The organism is Candidatus Eremiobacteraceae bacterium, from assembly GCA_035710745.1.
Taxonomy (GTDB): Bacteria; Vulcanimicrobiota; Vulcanimicrobiia; order Eremiobacterales; family Eremiobacteraceae; genus JANWLL01.
Window position 1 is genome coordinate 20,572 of the sequence record DASTCX010000034.1, and the last position, 17,064, is coordinate 37,635.

General features: G+C 64.6%; 17 protein-coding genes. 12 read left to right on the forward strand and 5 right to left on the reverse strand.

Going from position 1 to position 17,064, the window contains the following annotated elements:
• Positions 1-9: 9 nt before the first annotated feature.
• Positions 10-1,047: a hypothetical protein gene (locus VFO25_12255; GenBank protein HET9343676.1), complete on the reverse strand. Its 1,038-nt coding sequence runs from the start codon at positions 1,045-1,047 to the stop codon at positions 10-12.
• Positions 1,048-1,255: 208 nt separating this feature from the next.
• Here VFO25_12255 and VFO25_12260 point away from each other — a divergent pair, with 208 nt between their 5' ends.
• The 5 genes from VFO25_12260 (at position 1,256) to VFO25_12280 (ending at position 5,635) form a co-directional block, all read left to right on the forward strand.
• Positions 1,256-2,749: a prepilin-type N-terminal cleavage/methylation domain-containing protein gene (locus VFO25_12260; protein ID HET9343677.1), complete on the forward strand. Its 1,494-nt coding sequence runs from the start codon at positions 1,256-1,258 to the stop codon at positions 2,747-2,749.
• Positions 2,746-3,450 (forward strand): hypothetical protein, encoded by a 705-nt coding sequence (locus VFO25_12265; GenBank protein ID HET9343678.1) that lies wholly within the window; start codon positions 2,746-2,748, stop codon positions 3,448-3,450. The genes VFO25_12260 and VFO25_12265 overlap by 4 nt, the downstream gene beginning before the upstream one ends.
• Complete coding sequence (locus VFO25_12270) at positions 3,447-3,977, forward strand: hypothetical protein (protein HET9343679.1); 531 nt, start codon at positions 3,447-3,449, stop codon at positions 3,975-3,977. The genes VFO25_12265 and VFO25_12270 overlap by 4 nt, the downstream gene beginning before the upstream one ends.
• Before the next feature lie 75 nt (positions 3,978-4,052).
• Positions 4,053-4,820, forward strand: coding sequence for a TonB family protein (locus tag VFO25_12275; GenBank protein HET9343680.1), 768 nt, complete (start codon positions 4,053-4,055; stop codon positions 4,818-4,820).
• Positions 4,821-4,864: 44 nt separating this feature from the next.
• On the forward strand, positions 4,865-5,635 hold the full coding sequence (locus VFO25_12280; GenBank protein HET9343681.1) for an energy transducer TonB: 771 nt from the start codon (positions 4,865-4,867) through the stop codon (positions 5,633-5,635).
• A gap of 28 nt (positions 5,636-5,663) precedes the next feature.
• On the opposite strand, the gene VFO25_12285 is transcribed toward VFO25_12280, so the two are convergent.
• The 4 genes from VFO25_12285 to VFO25_12300 form a co-directional block, all read right to left on the reverse strand.
• A complete protein-coding gene (locus tag VFO25_12285) occupies positions 5,664-6,041 on the reverse strand; it encodes a cupin domain-containing protein (protein HET9343682.1) in 378 nt (125 codons plus the stop codon).
• Positions 6,042-6,134: 93 nt separating this feature from the next.
• Positions 6,135-9,617, reverse strand: coding sequence for a DNA polymerase III subunit alpha (gene dnaE / locus VFO25_12290; GenBank protein HET9343683.1), 3,483 nt, complete (start codon positions 9,615-9,617; stop codon positions 6,135-6,137).
• A 67-nt stretch (positions 9,618-9,684) separates the two neighbouring features.
• Positions 9,685-11,157: a DNA polymerase Y family protein gene (locus tag VFO25_12295; GenBank protein ID HET9343684.1), complete on the reverse strand. Its 1,473-nt coding sequence runs from the start codon at positions 11,155-11,157 to the stop codon at positions 9,685-9,687.
• The gene (locus VFO25_12300; protein ID HET9343685.1) at positions 11,150-11,875 is read right to left on the reverse strand and encodes a hypothetical protein; all 726 of its coding nucleotides are present in this window, start codon (positions 11,873-11,875) and stop codon (positions 11,150-11,152) included. Before VFO25_12300 ends, VFO25_12295 begins: the two co-directional genes overlap by 8 nt.
• 197 nt (positions 11,876-12,072) lie before the next feature.
• Between VFO25_12300 and VFO25_12305 the strand changes: the two genes are divergently transcribed.
• Genes VFO25_12305 through VFO25_12335 form a run of 7 tightly spaced genes read left to right on the forward strand, consistent with a single transcriptional unit; the run spans position 12,073 to position 16,925 of the window.
• Positions 12,073-13,686: a DUF885 domain-containing protein gene (locus VFO25_12305; protein ID HET9343686.1), complete on the forward strand. Its 1,614-nt coding sequence runs from the start codon at positions 12,073-12,075 to the stop codon at positions 13,684-13,686.
• 33 nt (positions 13,687-13,719) lie between these two features.
• Positions 13,720-14,181: a DUF2269 family protein gene (locus VFO25_12310; GenBank protein HET9343687.1), complete on the forward strand. Its 462-nt coding sequence runs from the start codon at positions 13,720-13,722 to the stop codon at positions 14,179-14,181.
• 3 nt (positions 14,182-14,184) lie between these two features.
• A complete protein-coding gene (locus VFO25_12315; GenBank protein ID HET9343688.1) occupies positions 14,185-14,724 on the forward strand; it encodes a DUF4760 domain-containing protein in 540 nt (179 codons plus the stop codon).
• Complete coding sequence (locus VFO25_12320; GenBank protein ID HET9343689.1) at positions 14,721-15,197, forward strand: NUDIX hydrolase; 477 nt, start codon at positions 14,721-14,723, stop codon at positions 15,195-15,197. The genes VFO25_12315 and VFO25_12320 overlap by 4 nt, the downstream gene beginning before the upstream one ends.
• Positions 15,198-15,203: 6 nt before the next feature.
• On the forward strand, positions 15,204-15,521 hold the full coding sequence (locus VFO25_12325) for a hypothetical protein (GenBank protein ID HET9343690.1): 318 nt from the start codon (positions 15,204-15,206) through the stop codon (positions 15,519-15,521).
• Positions 15,514-16,491, forward strand: a complete 978-nt coding sequence (locus VFO25_12330; protein ID HET9343691.1) for a PD-(D/E)XK nuclease family protein — start codon at positions 15,514-15,516, stop codon at positions 16,489-16,491. Before VFO25_12325 ends, VFO25_12330 begins: the two co-directional genes overlap by 8 nt.
• Positions 16,492-16,526: 35 nt before the next feature.
• Complete coding sequence (locus tag VFO25_12335) at positions 16,527-16,925, forward strand: DUF3465 domain-containing protein (GenBank protein ID HET9343692.1); 399 nt, start codon at positions 16,527-16,529, stop codon at positions 16,923-16,925.
• Positions 16,926-17,064: the final 139 nt, after the last annotated feature.

Below are 17,064 nucleotides of genomic sequence, written 5' to 3' on the forward strand. Positions count from 1 at the left end.
CGCCGCGGCCTAGTTCGGCAGCGTGTTGGGAATCGTCGTGAAGCCGTCCGGATGGCCTGTCACGTATGATCCCTCCGCCCGGCCGTCCGGGAAGCTGCTCTGAAGGATGAAGGTGAAGCTGCCGCTCACATCTTGGTCGCCGATGAATACCTCCGTCGAGTCGGCGCTGAGGCGAATCCCGCCAGAGCAGTTCGCGCCGAGGTCGTGCGCCTTGCCTGTCGCCTTTTCGTACGGCTTCGGGTACACGACCATCCGGCCTTCGATCCCACCGGCGCACTCGTCCGGGTTGTCGAGCGTCACGAGATCGTCCGTCTTCGGATCGATCGCCAGACCCGAATATCCGCCCGAGATCTTGAGCGCGAGCTCGAAGCACTGATGCGGTTCGGGTCCATTTGCGCCGTTCGGCATCTCGATGATGCGCGCGGCGAATCTCGGCGTGAAAACGGCGACGAAGATATCACCCTCGTTGTCCGCCGCGATGCCATACGAGAGATCGATAAGCCCGCAACCGGAAAGATCGCGCGGATGTTGGCGATCGCCTCTTGGATACTCGACGACGGTGTCGGCTGGCCGCGTACTGTTGGTGACGAAGATGTTCTCGTTCTTGTCGATCGCCACGTCGAGTGCCGACCCGAACGGGTCGGGAAGGGTCGTCTGCGCGGCGGTCGCGACGTTATAGAGGAGGACCGACGGGCCGCTCGTCGCGATCGCGACGACGTTGCCGTGCGCAGCGAGCGAAGTGAAGCCGAGACCGAGCGGACCTGAGATCGGCTGCGGGTTGCTACCGCCGCCCATCGTGATCGGCCACGCTTCAAGTTCACCGGTGTCGCCGCTGACCGCGATGATCGCGGGGCGCGTGAACGCAGATCGCACGTCCGGATGCGCCGCGAATGGCGCCGAGAGATTCAGGGCCGGCTGCCCGAAAGCCGGCGCTCGCGGGCCGGTGCCGATCGACGGGGTCGACGATGGCCCGGCCGAGCATGCGGCGACGAAAAGACCGACGACGCCGAACGCGAGCCTCGCGATCGGATTGATGTGCTCTTGCATGATGACTCTCCCGACAGGCCCTGTGCCAGTTACGATACAGCAGCGGGACTCCAAAAGCAAAGCCGCGGGGGCCGACTTATGACGCAGGACCGGACTGACTGCCTCCGCCTAGCCGGCCGGTCTCCGGGCGTGATAACGGGTTGACGCCTCGGTGGCTCGGCGTTACAATTACGCCCACTTATCGCTCTTCGTGTCGGAGCGGTCGATCTTGCGCATTCGCTTCATCAATGGCGGCGGCCGGCACACCCGTTCGAGGGCGCTCGCTGGGGCGTTGGCCATCCTCTCGTTCGTCGTCGTCGGCGGAATGGGGAACGAGGCCCAGGCCGCCTCGTCGCAGTCCTACGTGCCGGCGGTCCTCGCCTCGATGCACGACTTTCGCGGACGCATCGACTACGTCGCCAAGCGAGACGACAACTCGGCCGTCGTCGACGGCACGCTCATCGTCGACGACCAAGGTTGGATCCTCGACGAGCGCACTCGATCGTTCGAACTCCACGCGAATCCCAAATCCGCGAGCGTTCGATCGTCCGCCGGCGATTCGGTCACCGTCGACGATCTGTTCGGTTCCGACGCTTTATCGAACGCATGGGCGCCACTGCTCGGCGAAAGCGCTGCGTCGACGCTCGTGAAGGCGGATAATCCTGGGTTGTGGGATAGCGGCGATCTTCGCGTCTTCCTCGATCCAACCGGTTCGCAGGTCATCGGCTTCCGCGAGACTCGCGATAACGTGGCCTACACGCTCGACGAGTGGTGGGCGGTCGGACCGCTCGTGGTGCCGCATCGCATCCTGCGGTTGCGCGGGGGTGAGCCGTCCGTTTCGTATACGGTCAGCGACTATGTGATCCAACCCACCGTCGTAGGTCAGGGACGCGGTGCGACTCCCGCCGCCGGCCTTTCGCTAACGGAGCGATCTGTAGGCTTTGTGACCCTCGATGATGTGCCCATTTTCGACGTGACGTGGGCGCAGCGAGCGGCGGCGATCGCTTTTGCGCTGCTCGTGCTCGCCCTCGGCATCGTCGCATGGTCGAGGCGCGATGCGCTGATCGGCGCGTTGTGCGTGCGGATGGCACGCGACCCGCGCGGCTGGCGCACTGCAGGCGTCTCTGTGTTCGTCGAACCCGACGGCACGATGACGGTCGACGGCAGCCGCTATCGCGTCGGGCCGCACTTCTTCAATCGCGCCGCGCTGGTCCAACGATCCGTCTTGTTCGTCCGCGTCAGCTCGCCGGCCGTGCCGCACGTCGTCATCCTGCCGCGAAAGTTCACGCGCATCGAACTCGGGCTTGCGGTTCGGGGATCGCGGAAGCGCGTCGCCGGATTCACTCTCATCGAGACCATGGTGGCGACCGCGCTGTTCGCGGGCGTCGTGCTGCTTGCCGTCTATCCGGCGATCGCCGCCGTCGCTCGCGCCGATGCGATGGCCAGCAAGCGCGCCGAGGCTGTTGTCCTCGCGTCGAACGCGCTCGCCGACGAAGAAGCGGCGAGTGCGTACGATACGAACGGATCGTTCGGGAAGACGACGACCACCGTCGATGGCCTCACGACGATCGTAACCGTCTCGCCCGGAACGATCCGCGACGAGAGCGATCTCGACGTCGTCGTCACGGACGGTAACGGCGACGTCCTCGCGCACGTCGTCAGTTGGCTCGGCGTCGCGGTCGGTGCGCCGCCGAGTTCGAGCGGAGGACCGCCGCAGCAATGATCGCGCATGTGGAGTATCGTTGCACAAAGGACCGCGGCGTCGCGCTCATCAGCGTGTTGTTCTCTATCGTGCTCTTGCTCGCGCTCGTCGCTGTGCTCGTCGACATCGGCACGTTGCGTCTGCAGCGTACGACTGCCGATCTGTTCTCGCTCCAGGCGCTCGCGGGGGCGGACGGCGGTACGGCGTGGGTCCGAGCGGAGCTCGATCAAGAGCATGGAGATCTCGGTGCGACGCAAACAAAGATCGGGGCGACCCAGGGCAAACGACGTTTCGTCATCGATGACCATACGTACGTCGTCGCGACCGAGTCAATCGTCCAGAATTCTTCCGGCCAGGAGAACGACCACGTCGACGACGATGTGCAGACGAACCTTCCTGTCCCCGAACAAGTCGCGCAAGTTGAGTCATCTGCGGCTGTCTACGCCGACGGCGTTGTGGTCGCTCGCCGCGACACGAGCGTCCTGATTCGCGTATTCCCCGCGTCACCTTATTCCGAAGTCGTCGGGTACGTCGATGACGCGAGCGCGGTCGGCGTCGACAGTCCGGGCGATGCGGCGGGACAGGAGCATGCACTCGATACGACCGATCTCGTCGTCCACTCCTACCAGTTCAACGGCTCGCTTATCCTCAAGGGCCAAGACGTATTCAAGACGCAGAAATGGTCCGACGGCAACACCTCCGGCTCGGGACCGCTGCCGTGAATCGTGCGACCCTGATCAACATCCGCGCTTTCACAACGCTCGAGCTGCTTGTCGCCTGTTCCATCCTGACCGTGCTCGCGCTCGTCGCCCTATTGCCGCGCTACGTGGAGTACGCCCGCGCGCGACAAGTCGGCGACGCGGCGTCGATCCTTTCGCAAGACATGGCCTACCTCGAACGCTTCGCGCAGAACAGCGAGCCGTTCGAGGGAGCGACGATTGAGATCGACTCCGCAGATCCTTTGGAGTATACGTGCTACAGCGGACGTCCGAGCGGCTTGGATCCGTTGTCGCACATCCGCTCGGCGCTCTTCGTGCGTTCGTTCCCCGATGTCGCAGTAGCTTCGGGGCCGCTTCACCGCGGCAGCCCGTTCCTATTCGCCCACAATGGGAGCGTCCAATATGTGGATCACGGACAGTGGGCCGATCAGCATCTAGTCGTGACGGTCGAGCTGCGCTCGCGCGTCGATGATTCGAGAACGAGCGATGTCGTCGTCAACCCGTTCACGGGTGGCATCTCGACGCCCTGACCTATCGGCACGTCCGTTATGAGCGAATGGCCGCGATAGGCCCGAGCCCACGCATCCGCGAAATTCGCCTCTGGTATGAATGTAGTACACGCCATTCTTTGTTCGGCGGTGTTGTTGTTTTCGCTTGTCATGGTGGGGCCGGCCCGCGCTGCGTCTGATTGCGGATTCAATCTCGATTACGCGGAGTTGATCGCTATCGGCGCTGCCCACCGCGAAGCGTTGTATCTCGTAACTTTCACTTCAGAGAGCTCCGCGAATCGTCGCGTTTTTCCGATCGTTTTTCATCTCACGGGCGGCACGGACGCAGGCGTGACCACAGCCTTCGATGCCGAACAGGTCACCGCGGCGGCAGGCAAGAGTTGGGATTCGGCAGCGTTCCTGGTGGTGTTTCCCTCACCGGGCATTCGGTGGTTCACCCTGGACAGTGTCGCAGTCGGAACGACCTCGACAATTTGTGCAGAGGATGACAGATACGTCCTTCCTGAGGCATTGTGCTCGACAGACGGCACGTTCGATGACGCGGCGTCGGCACCGGGCCCGCTCCCGATCGCCATGGTCTTCGAGCCTCCGGCTTTTATCTATAAGATTGCGCCACACTATCCCGATGATGCCAAGGACCAACACCTTCAAGGCGATGTGACCGTGGCTGTCACCATCGACGCAACAGGTAAGACCACCGACGCGATGGTGGTCACTGGCTCGGGCTATCGCTACCTGGATGACGCCGCTCTTGCCGCTGCGCGGGGTTCCGGATTCGGACCGTTCATCATGCCGGTCGCGCTCGGAATCAAGCCAGCAGCGATACGGTTCGTGATAATCTATAGTTTTAGGCTCGACGAGTAATAGTTGTCGGCAAAGGGGTGCTTGTGAATCGACGGCGGTTGAGGATGAACGCCATTTATGCCGGCATGGCCTTAACAGTCGCAGTCTTCACGTGGAACCTACCCGCCATCGCCGCCTCGGCTCCGATGCCCCCGCCATGCAAAGCGTCGATCGCGCTCGCTGAGCTCGCGGCGATCGGCACGACACACCGATACGCGGAGTACGTCCTCTTCTTCGTCCCTGCAAAAGGTGTCAAGGGCGATCTGACGATCCACTTCACAGCGAGCACCGACGCCGGTACGTCGACGCCCCTGGTCGTAACGGGCCTCCAGGCAGGGTCGAGCGAGCGCGAGCGGGGCGAGGAAGCCGTAATCGTCGTGGCTCCCGCGGCGGGCTTAAGGACGTTCGCCGTCGACAGCATCGACACGGCGACAGGGGGCCAGACCTGCTCGAACGTCTCCTTCACCCTGTCGACGCTCACGTACTCGACGACCTTCTCCTTCGATGACACCGCTTCGTGGGTCGCGCTCGGCAAGCCGACAATCCTCTCTCTTTCCGACGCGAACTTCAAGAGCCGGATTTATCCGAATTATCCTGACATGGCCAAGGAGGAGAATATCCAAGGTGACGTTACGGTCGCCGTCGTCATCGGCGAGGATGGTGGCGTGGAGGAGGCATGGGTCAAAGATTCGTCAGGCAGCGCCGATTTGGACGGCGCAGCCGTGACGGCTGCGAAGCAGTCGATTTTTGCAGCTGCTCATCTCCCGGCGGCCTACGGTGGCGTCGCGGTCGGCTCGATCTACTACATCGTTTACAGCTTCAGGTTGGATCAATAGGTTCGACCTTCGATGAGGCGGTGGGCCGCTAGTCGCCGGTAGGGACGATTCCGATCGATTCGACCATCAAGACGACCGACCGCTGCGGGGAGCGCGGCCGGTGCATCGTATCCCTTGGAACCGTGAAGCCCTCGTGCTGGCGCAGGGTGATCGTCTCTTGTCCCTCGACGTCGAGCGAGAACTCACCCTCGAGCACGAGGAAGAACTCGTCCTGATCGACGTGTTTGTGCCACGGGAATTCGCCTTCGAATATCCCGAGCCGCACGACGGCGTCGTTGACGGTCGTCAGGGTCTGGTTGAACCACGGGGCGTTCGCAGCAGCTTCGGCCGGAATGTCGACGAGGCGCAACATCCCGTACTTGACGTCTTCATTGTTCCGGAAGTTCGGGGGCAGCGTTGATTGCATCGGGCATCTCCATCGTCTCGAGCCGATATGCTTTACCATAGACGCTCGAAATCCAAGTTTCCTTTGAGCAAAAGATTGTCGACGCTCGGGATTCTATCGGAAGTCGCGCGATGTCAGGCCTTCTTCGAGCCGCTCCAGGTCGAGCTTCCAGAACTTGCGCGCGAGCACGTTGATCGTGCCGTCCTGTTTTTGCAATATGCCTTCCACGATGACCGCAGGTTCCTCGCGCGCGACCGGCCGGTAGCGTTCGTAGATGTCCGGTCTGATGATGACGTTGATGAGGCCGGTCTCATCCTCCATCGTCGTGAAGACGAAACCTTTCGCGGTTCCAGGACGCTGGCGCGTCGTCACGACGCCGGCCACCTTTAGGACGAGGCGATGCGGCAAGCTCGGCAGATCGGATGCGCGGTGGACCCGCAGCTTGTCGAGCTCCTCGCGATAGAACTGGATCGCTTGATAGCGCGTCGATAGGCTCAAGCCCCAGAAATCGGCGGCGGCTTCTTCTACGGGACGCATCGGCGGCAGCGATACTTGCTGTTCGTCGACGGTCATACCGCGTTCCAGCGCCCCGACGCGCGGCAGGTCGCCGAGCCGCTGGACTTGCCAGAGCGCCTCGCGGCGCAAAAGGCCGAAGCACGCGAATGCGTCGACCGCGGCGAGCGATTCGAGGACGTCTTTCGCAAGGCTCGTTCGCAAGATGAAATCGCGGACGTCGCTGTACGGGCCTTTCGTGCGCTCTGCGTTGAGGTGCTCGCGATGTTTCTCTCCGATGCCACGCACTTGGTTGAGGCCGATACGCATCGCGTACCGCGGATGCGCGGCCGCGGCGGTCGACGATAAACGTCGACCGCTCCCTTTTCCATCATCGTGCGAGGCCGACTCCGGTCGAGCTAAAGCTCGACCGCTACAATCCGTTGCTTGCGCGGCCGCGGCGGTCGACGATAAACGTCGACCGCTCCCTTTTCCATCATCGTGCGAGGCCGGCTCCGGTCGAGCTAAAGCTCGACCGCTACAATCCGCTGGTTGCGAGGCCGCGCCGGTCGAGATAGATCTCGACCGCTCCCCATCGATCAGCGGTTCGGAAGTGCATTCGTAGGCCGAGGCGTTTACATCCGGCGGCAGCACGACGACGCCGCGACGGCGCGCGTCGGCGACCAGCGAAGCCGGCGAGTAGAAACCCATCGGCTGCGCGTTGAGGAGCGACGCATAGAACTCCGGCGCGTAGTGCACCTTGAGATAGCCCGAGACGTAGACGATGAGCGCGAACGACGCCGCGTGCGATTCCGGAAAACCGTAGTCGGCGAACGCGCTCAACATCTGGTACAGACGCGCGCCGAGCTCCGCCGAGATGCCGTTGTGCGTCATGCCCTCGATGAGCCGGCCGCGCAGCCGCTCCATCTTCTCGCGCGACCGTTTGTGGCCCATCGCGCGGCGCAGTTCGTCCGCCTGGCCGGCCGTGAATCCCGCGACCTCGACCGCCATGCGCATGCCCTGCTCTTGGAAGAGCGGCACGCCGAGCGTCCGCTCGAGCACCGGCACGAGCTTCGGATGCGGATAATCGACCTGCTCGCGGCCCTGGCGCCGGCGTATATAAGGATGGACCATGTCGCCTTGGATCGGTCCGGGGCGGATGATCGCGACCTGGACGACGACGTCGTAGAAGCGCCGAGGCTTCAGCCGAGGCAGCGACGCCATTTGCGCGCGCGATTCGACTTGGAACAGACCGACCGTATCGGCGGCGCACAGCATGTCGTAGACGGCGGGATCGTCGCAGCCGCGCAGGTCCGCGAGGTCGACCTTGATGCCGCGAACGCGATCGATCTCGGCGATGGAACGCTCGATCGCGTCGAGCATGCCCAAGCCCAAGATGTCGATCTTGATGAGCCCGAGCGTCGCGCAGTCATCCTTATCCCAACAGAGGATCGTCCGGTTCGGCATCGCGGCGGGCTCGAGCGGCGCGACTTCGACGAGCGGCGACCGCGTGACGACCATGCCGCCGACGTGCTGGCTCAAGTGGCGCGGGAACGAGTCGATGCGGCCGCAGAGCGCATACAGCCGGCGCGCGACGTCGCCGCCGAGATCGACTTTAAGCGCCGCCGGCATCGATTCGACCGCCGCTTCGACGGCGGCCGCAGACATCGACGTCCAATCGCCGTGCTTGGTCACGCCGAGCGCTTCGTGAGGCGCGAGCGACGCGGCGACCTGCGACGCTTCTTCTTCGACGGCGATGGCGGCGTGGCTGTCGAGCGACTTCGCGAGCGCATCGACCTGGTCGAGCGACAAGCCGAGCGCCTTACCGATGTCGCGCACGGCCATGCGCGCGCGATAGCAGATGACTTCGGCAACCATCCCCGCATGTTCGCGGCCATACCGTTCGTAGACGTATTGGATGATCGCTTCGCGCTGATCGCCGGACGGCGTGTCGAGATCGATATCGGGCAGCTCGTCGCGCTCTTCCGACAAAAACCGCTCGAAGAGCAGTCCGAGGCCGACGGGATCGACGCTCGTGATGTTGAGCGCGTAGCACACCGCCGAGTTCGCGGCAGAGCCGCGCCCCTGGACGAGGATATTGCGCTCGCCTGCGAAGCGCACGATATCCCAGACGATGAGGAAGTAGCCGGCGAGGTCGAGCTTCTCGATGACGCCGAGCTCGTGCGCGATCTGACGACTCACCGCGACCGTCACAGGCCGGTATCGGCGACGCACGCCCTCCTGCACGAGCATGTGGAGATACGAGAACGCGGTCTCGCCGGGCGGCAGCGGAAAATCGGGGAATTCGCCCTGGAGACGTTCGAGCCGATACGCACAGCGCTGCGCGATGGCGACGCTCGCCGCGACCGCTCGCGGATGCTCGGCGAACAGGTGCTCCATCTGCGCAGGCGAGCGCATGTAGTACTCGCCGTTCGGACGCAGTCGCGTGCCGGCTTCGTCGAGCGTCGTCTTCAGGCGGATGCAACAGAGGACGTCGGAGAGATCGCGATGTTCGGGCAGCGCGTAATGGACGCCGCCGGTCGCGACCGTGCCGAGATCGAGCGCTTGCGCGAGCGCGACGAGCGACCGGATGCGCGGGCCGTCATCGGGCACGAGATGCCGCTGCAGCTCGATCCAGAAATTCGACCAGCCGAAGATGTCGCGCAGGCGAGCCGCCGTCGTCGATGCTTCGCGAAAATCGCCCTTCGCGAGCGCGACCGGTACGGCGCCGCGATCGCAGCCCGAGAGCGCGATGAGTCCGCGCGAGTGTCGTGCGAGCAGTTCGTACGAGGTGCTCGGCTCGCCGCGCGGGTGATCGAGCCGCGCGCGGCTGATCAAGCGCGATAGATTCGCATAGCCTTCTTTCGACTCGACGAGGACGACGAGATGACTCTCGTCTTCGAGTGTCAGCTCCGCGCCGATGATCGCCGGGATATCGGCTTCGCGTCCGGATTGCGCGAAACGGACGGCGCCGTACAGACCGTCGCGATCGGTGATGGCGACGCCCGCGAGCCCGAGCGCTTTGGCGCGATCGATCAGCTCCTCGGGGTGCGACCCGCCGTCAAGGAGCGTGAAATTCGAGTGGACGTGCAGTTCGGCGTACATTGTCCGATGTGTATGGTTAGATGTGTATGGTTAGATGTGGTATGCCGAGCGAAGCTCGGCTCGTTCTCTAGTCGAACACCCCCTGCAGATACCAGCGCCCGTCGCAGAGATCGCGGAAGACGAGCATGAGCCCGCCCGCGCGATCCATCAATTGGTAGTAGTCGCGATCGACGGGGCGCTCCCACCAGCTCTCGCTCAAGCGGAACGGTCCGGCGCACGTCGATGCGGCGTTCGGCGCTTCGATGAGCTTCGGCGGGCTGACGAGCCGCAATGCCGGCGCCCACGTGCGGCCGGAGCGTTCGACATCAGGCCGGACGCCGTTCGAGATCGGCGGATCGGACGGTTCCATCTGCTTCGGCGACGCGACCGGCACCGACCGCTGCATGCGCTCCGGCAGGCGCGAACGCGCCGGTGACGGTTCGACGATAACGACGCCGTCGGGTTCGAGCGTCGCGCGCAGACGTGCGAGCGTCGCGGCAAGCGCCGCGCGGCGCGATGCGCTCGCACCGCCGAAGAGCGTCATCTGCGGCGGCGGCAGTCCGCACGGCGTCGCGCGCACGATCGCCGCTTCGACTTCGCCGAGCCGTTCGCGCGACTCGAGCGCGATGCGGACGAGATCGAAGACCGTCGCGGCCGAAGCGGTCGGCTCGGCGAGCATGACGGGAATCGTGACGACGCTATGCGTGCGGTCGATCGTCGTCTCGATCGCGAGCTCGACCTTGTCGCACACCTGTGCCGCGCCTGCAAGCCGCGCGCAGAGATCCGCGATGCAGCCGCGCAGCGTGAAAAGCAGCGGCTCGAGCCGGTCGATGCAGTCGTCGAAAGCGAAGCGCTCTTCGTAGACGGTTTGACAGTGGCGCGGCCGCAACGGCTCGTCGTCGTCACCGCGCGCGAGCCGCACGTATTCGCGCGCGCGTTCGCCGAAGCGCGCCGCGAGCGGACCGACGGGCATCGCTGCGATCTGACCGATCGTGCGCAGGCCGAGCAGATCGAAGCGATCCGCATCGCCCGGCGCGAGCGGCAATCGCGTCATCGGCAGCGGCTCCAGGAACGCGGCGCTGCCGCCGGGCGGCACGACGATCGCGCCAAGCATCGCGGCGGCGCAGCGCGCCGTGAACTTGTCGTCCGCGATGGAGGCAGCGCCGGCGAAGCCGAGCGACTTCGCGACCGCGATCGCCGCGCCGAGCGCACCCGTCTCGCCGGCCGGCAGATTCGTCGCGTCGAAATAACACAGACCCGGAGCGCGGCCTTCGACGTCGGGACCGCAGGTCTCGAGCGCATCGAGCAGTTCCACGATCGCCGCACGTTCGGCGACTTCGTCGCGCGCGACGACGACGAGGCCCGGACACGCTGCCCGTGCCTGCTTCGGCGTCATGCCGACCTCGACGCCGCTCGCACCGTGACCCGCGCCGATGATCTCGCGGCGCGACGCACCTTCCGCGACGGCGATCGGCCGGTTCGCGAGCGATGGGTTCGCGCGCAAGCTGACCTCGACGAGGAAGTGCGGCATGAAGAGACAGGCGATGCGACGATCACGCATGGGCGGCGACTCGCTCATCGGGTCGAGCTTCGCTCGACCGGTCGACCGTAAAGGTCGACCGCTCCATTGCATCGTCGAGGGACGTCGGCCACGAACCCGCGACGTCGGGCAGCGCCGCGCGGATCGTCGCGCGCTTGCCGGGCGCGTGCATCCGCGATTTCACCACTTCGACCGACGCGGTGCAGCCCGCGAGCCGGCCGCGCGCCGCGCTGCCCTCCTGCCACACCGGCGTCAGACCGGCGGCGCGCAAGCGCAGCGAGGCGAACGATGCGAGAGCGGGCACGTCGCCGTTCGACAGCGCGACGATCGCCGTGCCGGTCCTCTCCGCTTGTGATGCGAGCCGCGTGCAGTGATGCGCGCGCAAGACGTCGCCGAGGCCGGTACAGTCGAAGACGACGAGCGCGCACGCGCCGCAACGCGCGACCGCGTCGACCGCGCGGCGTGCAAGATCGGCATTGCGCGGGCGCACGACGAGCAGCCGCGACAGCTGGATGCCTGCGCCTGCGGCCGCAGGCGCGAAGAGCGCGTCGGCGGGATCGATGTATGCGGCGAGCAGGCCGCCGGCCGTGCACGCGGCGAGCAGCGCGAACGCGATGCTCGTCTTACCGGACGACGGCGCGCCGAACACTTCGATCAAACGACCGCGCGGCACGCCGGACGGCGCGAGCAGCGCATCGAGTGCGGTGTTCGTGAAGAGCGCACTGCGCTCGGGCTGCACCAAGGCGCGCCCTCGCAGATCGGCTATAGACAAAGACATAGTCACCCGAAATCGCGCCCGTGCCGTGTCGTTGGGTGCTTAGTATAATCGAACATGTGTTCGATGGCAATAGCCAAATCGCATATTCTTGTCCCGGCTCATTCGCCCGGAAACGCGACGAGGCGGGTCGCGTCCCACCCAAGAAACGGCCTCGCGCAATGGACGACTTCCAAACCGCCGCGCGACGCATCATCGACGACTATCTCCTCCACGAGCCGATCAAAGCCACCCTCGCCGGACTCCACGACCACGATGACCGCCTGCCCGATCTGACGGCTGACGGCTTTCACGCGGCAAGCCTGCGGGCGAAAGCGTATCTCGCGACGCTCGAGCGTTTCGAAGCGGATCGCTTGACGGCGTCCGAGCGCATCGACCATGCGCTGCTCGTCGCGCGCTTCGCGACCGACGTCCGAGAGCTCGCCGAGCTCGCGCCGCATCGTCACGATCCTTCGCTCTACGCGAACGTCGCGATCGTCGGCATATATTCGCTCCTCATGCATGACTTCGCGCCGATCGAAAAGCGGCTGCCTTCCATCCTCGCGCGGCTCGAGGGCGTGCCGCAGATCTTCGCGGCTGCTCGGGCGAACCTCGAGCGCTCGCCGGCGATCTGGACGGAGATCGCACTCGAAGAAGCCGAGGGCGGCAGCGTCTTCTTCCGCGCTGAAGTCGAACCATTATGCGGCGGCGACAAACGCTTGCGCGCCGCGCTCGATCGCGCGCTCGCCGCATTCGACGAGTATCGGACGTTCCTCGGCGGCGCGTACGCCGGGCGCGACGGTCAGTCGTTCGCCATCGGCCGCGAGCTGTTCGACTTCAAACTGCGCAACGAGCATCTCTTGCCGTACGATTCCGAGTCGCTCCTCGCGTTCGGCGAGAAGGCGGTGCGCGAGACGATCGAGGGTTTAGAGCGGACCGCCGCGCTCATCGATCGCTCGAAATCCTGGACGCAGCTCGTCGAGTCGCTGCGCAACGATCATCCCGACGAGAAGCGCTTGCTTGAAGCGTACCGAGCGGGGGTTGACGAGGCGCGGTCTTTCGTCGTCGATCGTGGCCTTGCGACGATGCCGTCGAGCGAAGTGCTCGACGTCGTCGAGACGCCGATCTTCATGCGGCCGACGGTGCCGTACGCGGCCTACATGCCGCCCGGACCGTTCGATTCCAGACAAAGCGGTCTCTATTACGTGACGCCCGCGAACGAACGTCTATCGCCCGAAGAACGGGCCGAGCAGATGCTCGGGCACAACCGCCACGCCATGTTGCTGACGAACGTCCACGAAGCGTATCCAGGCCACCATCTCCAACTCGTACGCGCGAACGAGGCGCGATCGCTCGTGCGCAAGCTGCTCGAGAATACCGTGCTCATCGAAGGCTGGGCGCTTTACTGCGAGCAGCTCGTCCTGGACGAGGGCATGACCGACGATCCGCGCACCCGGCTCTTCCAGTTGAAGGATCAGCTGTGGCGGGCGTGCCGCGTCGTCATCGACGTCAAGCTCCATACCCGGCGGATGACCTTCGACGAGGCGGTCGATATGCTCGTCGGCGTCGCACATCTCGAACGGCCGAACGCCATCGGCGAGGTGCGCCGCTACACGCAGTCGCCGACGCAGCCGATGTCGTATCTCACAGGCAAGCAGCAGATCATGGATCTGCGCGAGCGCGAACGACGACGGCTCGGCTTGCGCTTCGACCTGTGCGCGTTCCACGACCGCCTGCTGTCGTACGGCTCGGTGCCCGTCTCGCTCATCGAGCCGACATTCGCGACCGCCGTCTGATCGTTAGATCTTCGATTCGAGCAAGGAGGCGCAATGTATCTCGCATTCAAGCTCATCCACGTCATCGCCGTCATCATCTTCCTCGGCAACATCACGGTCGGCGTGTTCTGGAAAGCGTGGGCCGATCGGACGAACAACGCCGCGATCCTCGCGCACACGATGGAAGGCATCATCAAGGCCGACCGGATCTTCACGATTCCGGGCGTCATCCTCATCGTCATCGGCGGGGTCGGCGCGACGTTCGCGGCCGATATTTCTATACTACGGACGGGCTGGGTTCTCTGGGGCCTCGCGCTCTTCGTGCTTTCGGGCATCGCGTTCGGTCCGTTGTCGCGTTCGCAACGCAATCTGCTCGCACTTGCGAAGGCAGGCGATCTCAACGCGTATCACGCGGCGTCGAATCAGTGGAACGTGTGGGGTACGATCGCGCTCGTTCTTCCGTTCATCGCGGCGGCGATCATGATCCTCAAGCCGCTGCTGCCTGCGTTCCCGTAGCCGATGACGCTCGAGCTTATCAACGCCCTCGCCGCAGTCGGCACGTTCCTCGTCATCGCGGTGAGCGCGATCGCCGCGTTCGTCCAGCTGCGGCACTTGCGCACAAGCAATCAACTCGCCGGCCTGCTGCACACGGTGAACGTGTTCGAAGACAAGGATTTCCAGAGCAAGCTCACGTGGCTCCGCGACGAATTCCCCGCCAAGATGAAGGACGCGAAGTTCCTCGCCGAACTGCGCTATCCGGGTTCGCTCAGCAGAACCGATCACCCTGAGCTCGCGATCGCCGATCTGTGGGAACAGACCGGAGTTTACATCAAGTATGGCCTCGTGAGTGAAGATGCGTTCATGGATCTCGTCGGCGGCAGCGTCCTCCAGTTGTGGAACGCGGTCGCCGATGCGATCAAGATCCGTCGCGAGGTCACTAGCGATGCCGCCTACGAGAACTTCGAATACGTCGCCGCTCGCGCGCTCGAATGGAGAAAACGCCATCTGACGAACTACCCGCCGAATGCGCCGAAACTGCTGCCGAGATCCGGCTCGTGAAGACGATCCGCTTGTGCACCGGTCTACTGCGGCGCGGGAACGACGTGCTGCTCGTCCGTTGCCGCTATGACGGCGAGCCGCAGCCGCTGTGGGTGCTGCCGGGCGGCCGCCAAGAAGACGGCGAGACGATCGCACAGGCCGTCATCCGCGAGTTCGGCGAAGAGACGTCGCTCGCGGTGCAGATCGACGGACTCGCGTACGTGAGCGAGTCGATCGACGTTCGCCGCGGGTTGCACGTCGTCAACTGCACGTTCTGGGTGAGCGAACGCGACGCGAGCGCCCCTAAGCCGCTGCCGCGCGACAAGAAAGTCGTCGAGGTGCGCTTCGTGCGCGCCGCCGAGGCGCCGGCGCTCCTAGCCGCCGATGTCTTGCGCGTTCCCGTCGCGGCGGCGCTGAGCGGCGACCCGCACCCGCGCTACTTCGCTTTCGCGGCTTCCGACGTCGCTGTGCCGTTCTTCGGTCGGACCGGCTGACCGAGGGTGGGCCACATCATCGATCCGCCGGAGCGCGTCGAGGGGAAATTCGTCGCCGTGTTCTTGCAGACCGACATCGCCGATGAGCTCGCGATCTCATTCCTCCGTGACAACGGCATCGATGCGCGCCCGTTTCCGGTGATGGGCGACATCGCGTTCGAAGGTTTCGGCGGCCTCGCTGGGGGCGCATCGATGTTCGGCGGTCAGGCGCTCGTGTGCGTGCCCGAAAGCGACGCCGACGAGGCGCTCGACCTGCTCGAATTCGATTCGGGCCTCGTCGACTACGACGATGACGACGACGCCGGCAAGCGCGACGATGGCTGATATCAGCAACGACTTCGCATGGTCGTGGTCGCGCCACAAGATCTTCTACGATTGCGCGCGCAAACTCTATTGGCAATACTATGGAAGCTGGGGCGGTTGGGACGAGGAGGCGCCCGAAAGCGCCGCGCTCGCGTATCGGTTGAAGCAGCTGAAAAGCGTGTCGATGCTCGTCGGTCAGACGCTCCACGAAGTGGTCCGGGATAGATTGCGCATGCGCCCGGCCGCGGGCGGAGCGGTGCCGGCCCAGCAGATCCGCGATGAGGTCGAAAGGCGTGTGCTCAAACGCATGCGCGAGTCGCGCAACCGGGACTGGGAGCGTTATCACGACCCGAAGCGGTACGCGATCCTCTTCGAGGACTACTACGGTCCGGGCATCGACGAGCGTCAACGCGATGAAGCCTTGGAACTCGTCCGCGATTGCACCGCCGGCCTAGCTTCGAACATCTATGCTCGGCGCGCGTTCGGCGTCGCGAAGGAGCGCCTGCGCATCGTCGATCCGGACGATTTCGACGCGATGCGCATCGTCGTCGACGGCATCGTCGTGTATGCATGTCCTGATCTTGTCGTCGCGGACGACGCAGGCGATCTCCACGTCGTCGACTGGAAGACCGGGCGACCTGAAAAGGCGAATGTCGCGCAGCTCGCGATGTACGGCCTCTACGTGACGGAGCGGACCGGCGTGCCGCTCGAGCGGATCGTCGCGCACGTCGTCTACGTGCGCTACGGCGAGGTCGAAAAGCATGGGAACTTGCGTGAGAGCGTCGAGGAGGCGCGCCGCCGCATATCGACGTTCACCACCGACGTCCGCGATCGTCTGACGGACGTCGAGAACAACGTCGCAGGCGACATCGACAAGTTCCCGATGACGGAGAACCTCATGCTCTGCCGCCGGTGTCAGTTCCAGGAGTTATGCGGCCGGCGCCAAGCCGAACCGATCGCGCCGACCGAGGATGAAGCGGAGTCGGCCTAGACGGGCGACGTACAACGCGCGATAGCCTCTGCGACATGCTTTCTATCAGCCCGCACGCACTTTTCGACCGCTACTCCGATGTTGACGTCAAAGCTGCAGCCGCCGATGATCTCGTCCGGGATGTCGTCGTGGCCGGAACGGTCGCCAAGGAGCCGCATTATTTCGTCGGCAGCCACACGCACGCGCTTCACGAGACGTTCCCTATCGTCACCGAACACGGTCTGCATCTTGACATCATCGACAACGTCGACCTCGCTCCCCGAGTGCCGCTGCACGCGGGGGACGTCATCGCAGTCGCCGGGCAGTTCATCCCTGACGGCAAGGGTTCGGGCATCATCCACGACACGCATCATTCGCCCGGCCCAGGTTGGCATCGGGGCGGCTGGATCGAGTGGCACGGCCACCGCTTCGAAACGATGTTGTCGTGTGACTAGGGAGATACCGTCTTGGCTGTCAAGCCCGGACGGTATCATAGTTGGGGTCAAAGGGCTTTTGGCTGCGCAGCACGCCGTACGCGATGTGAATGAGTTTGCGCATGACGGCGCCGATGATGAGCATTTCGCTCTTGCCGGC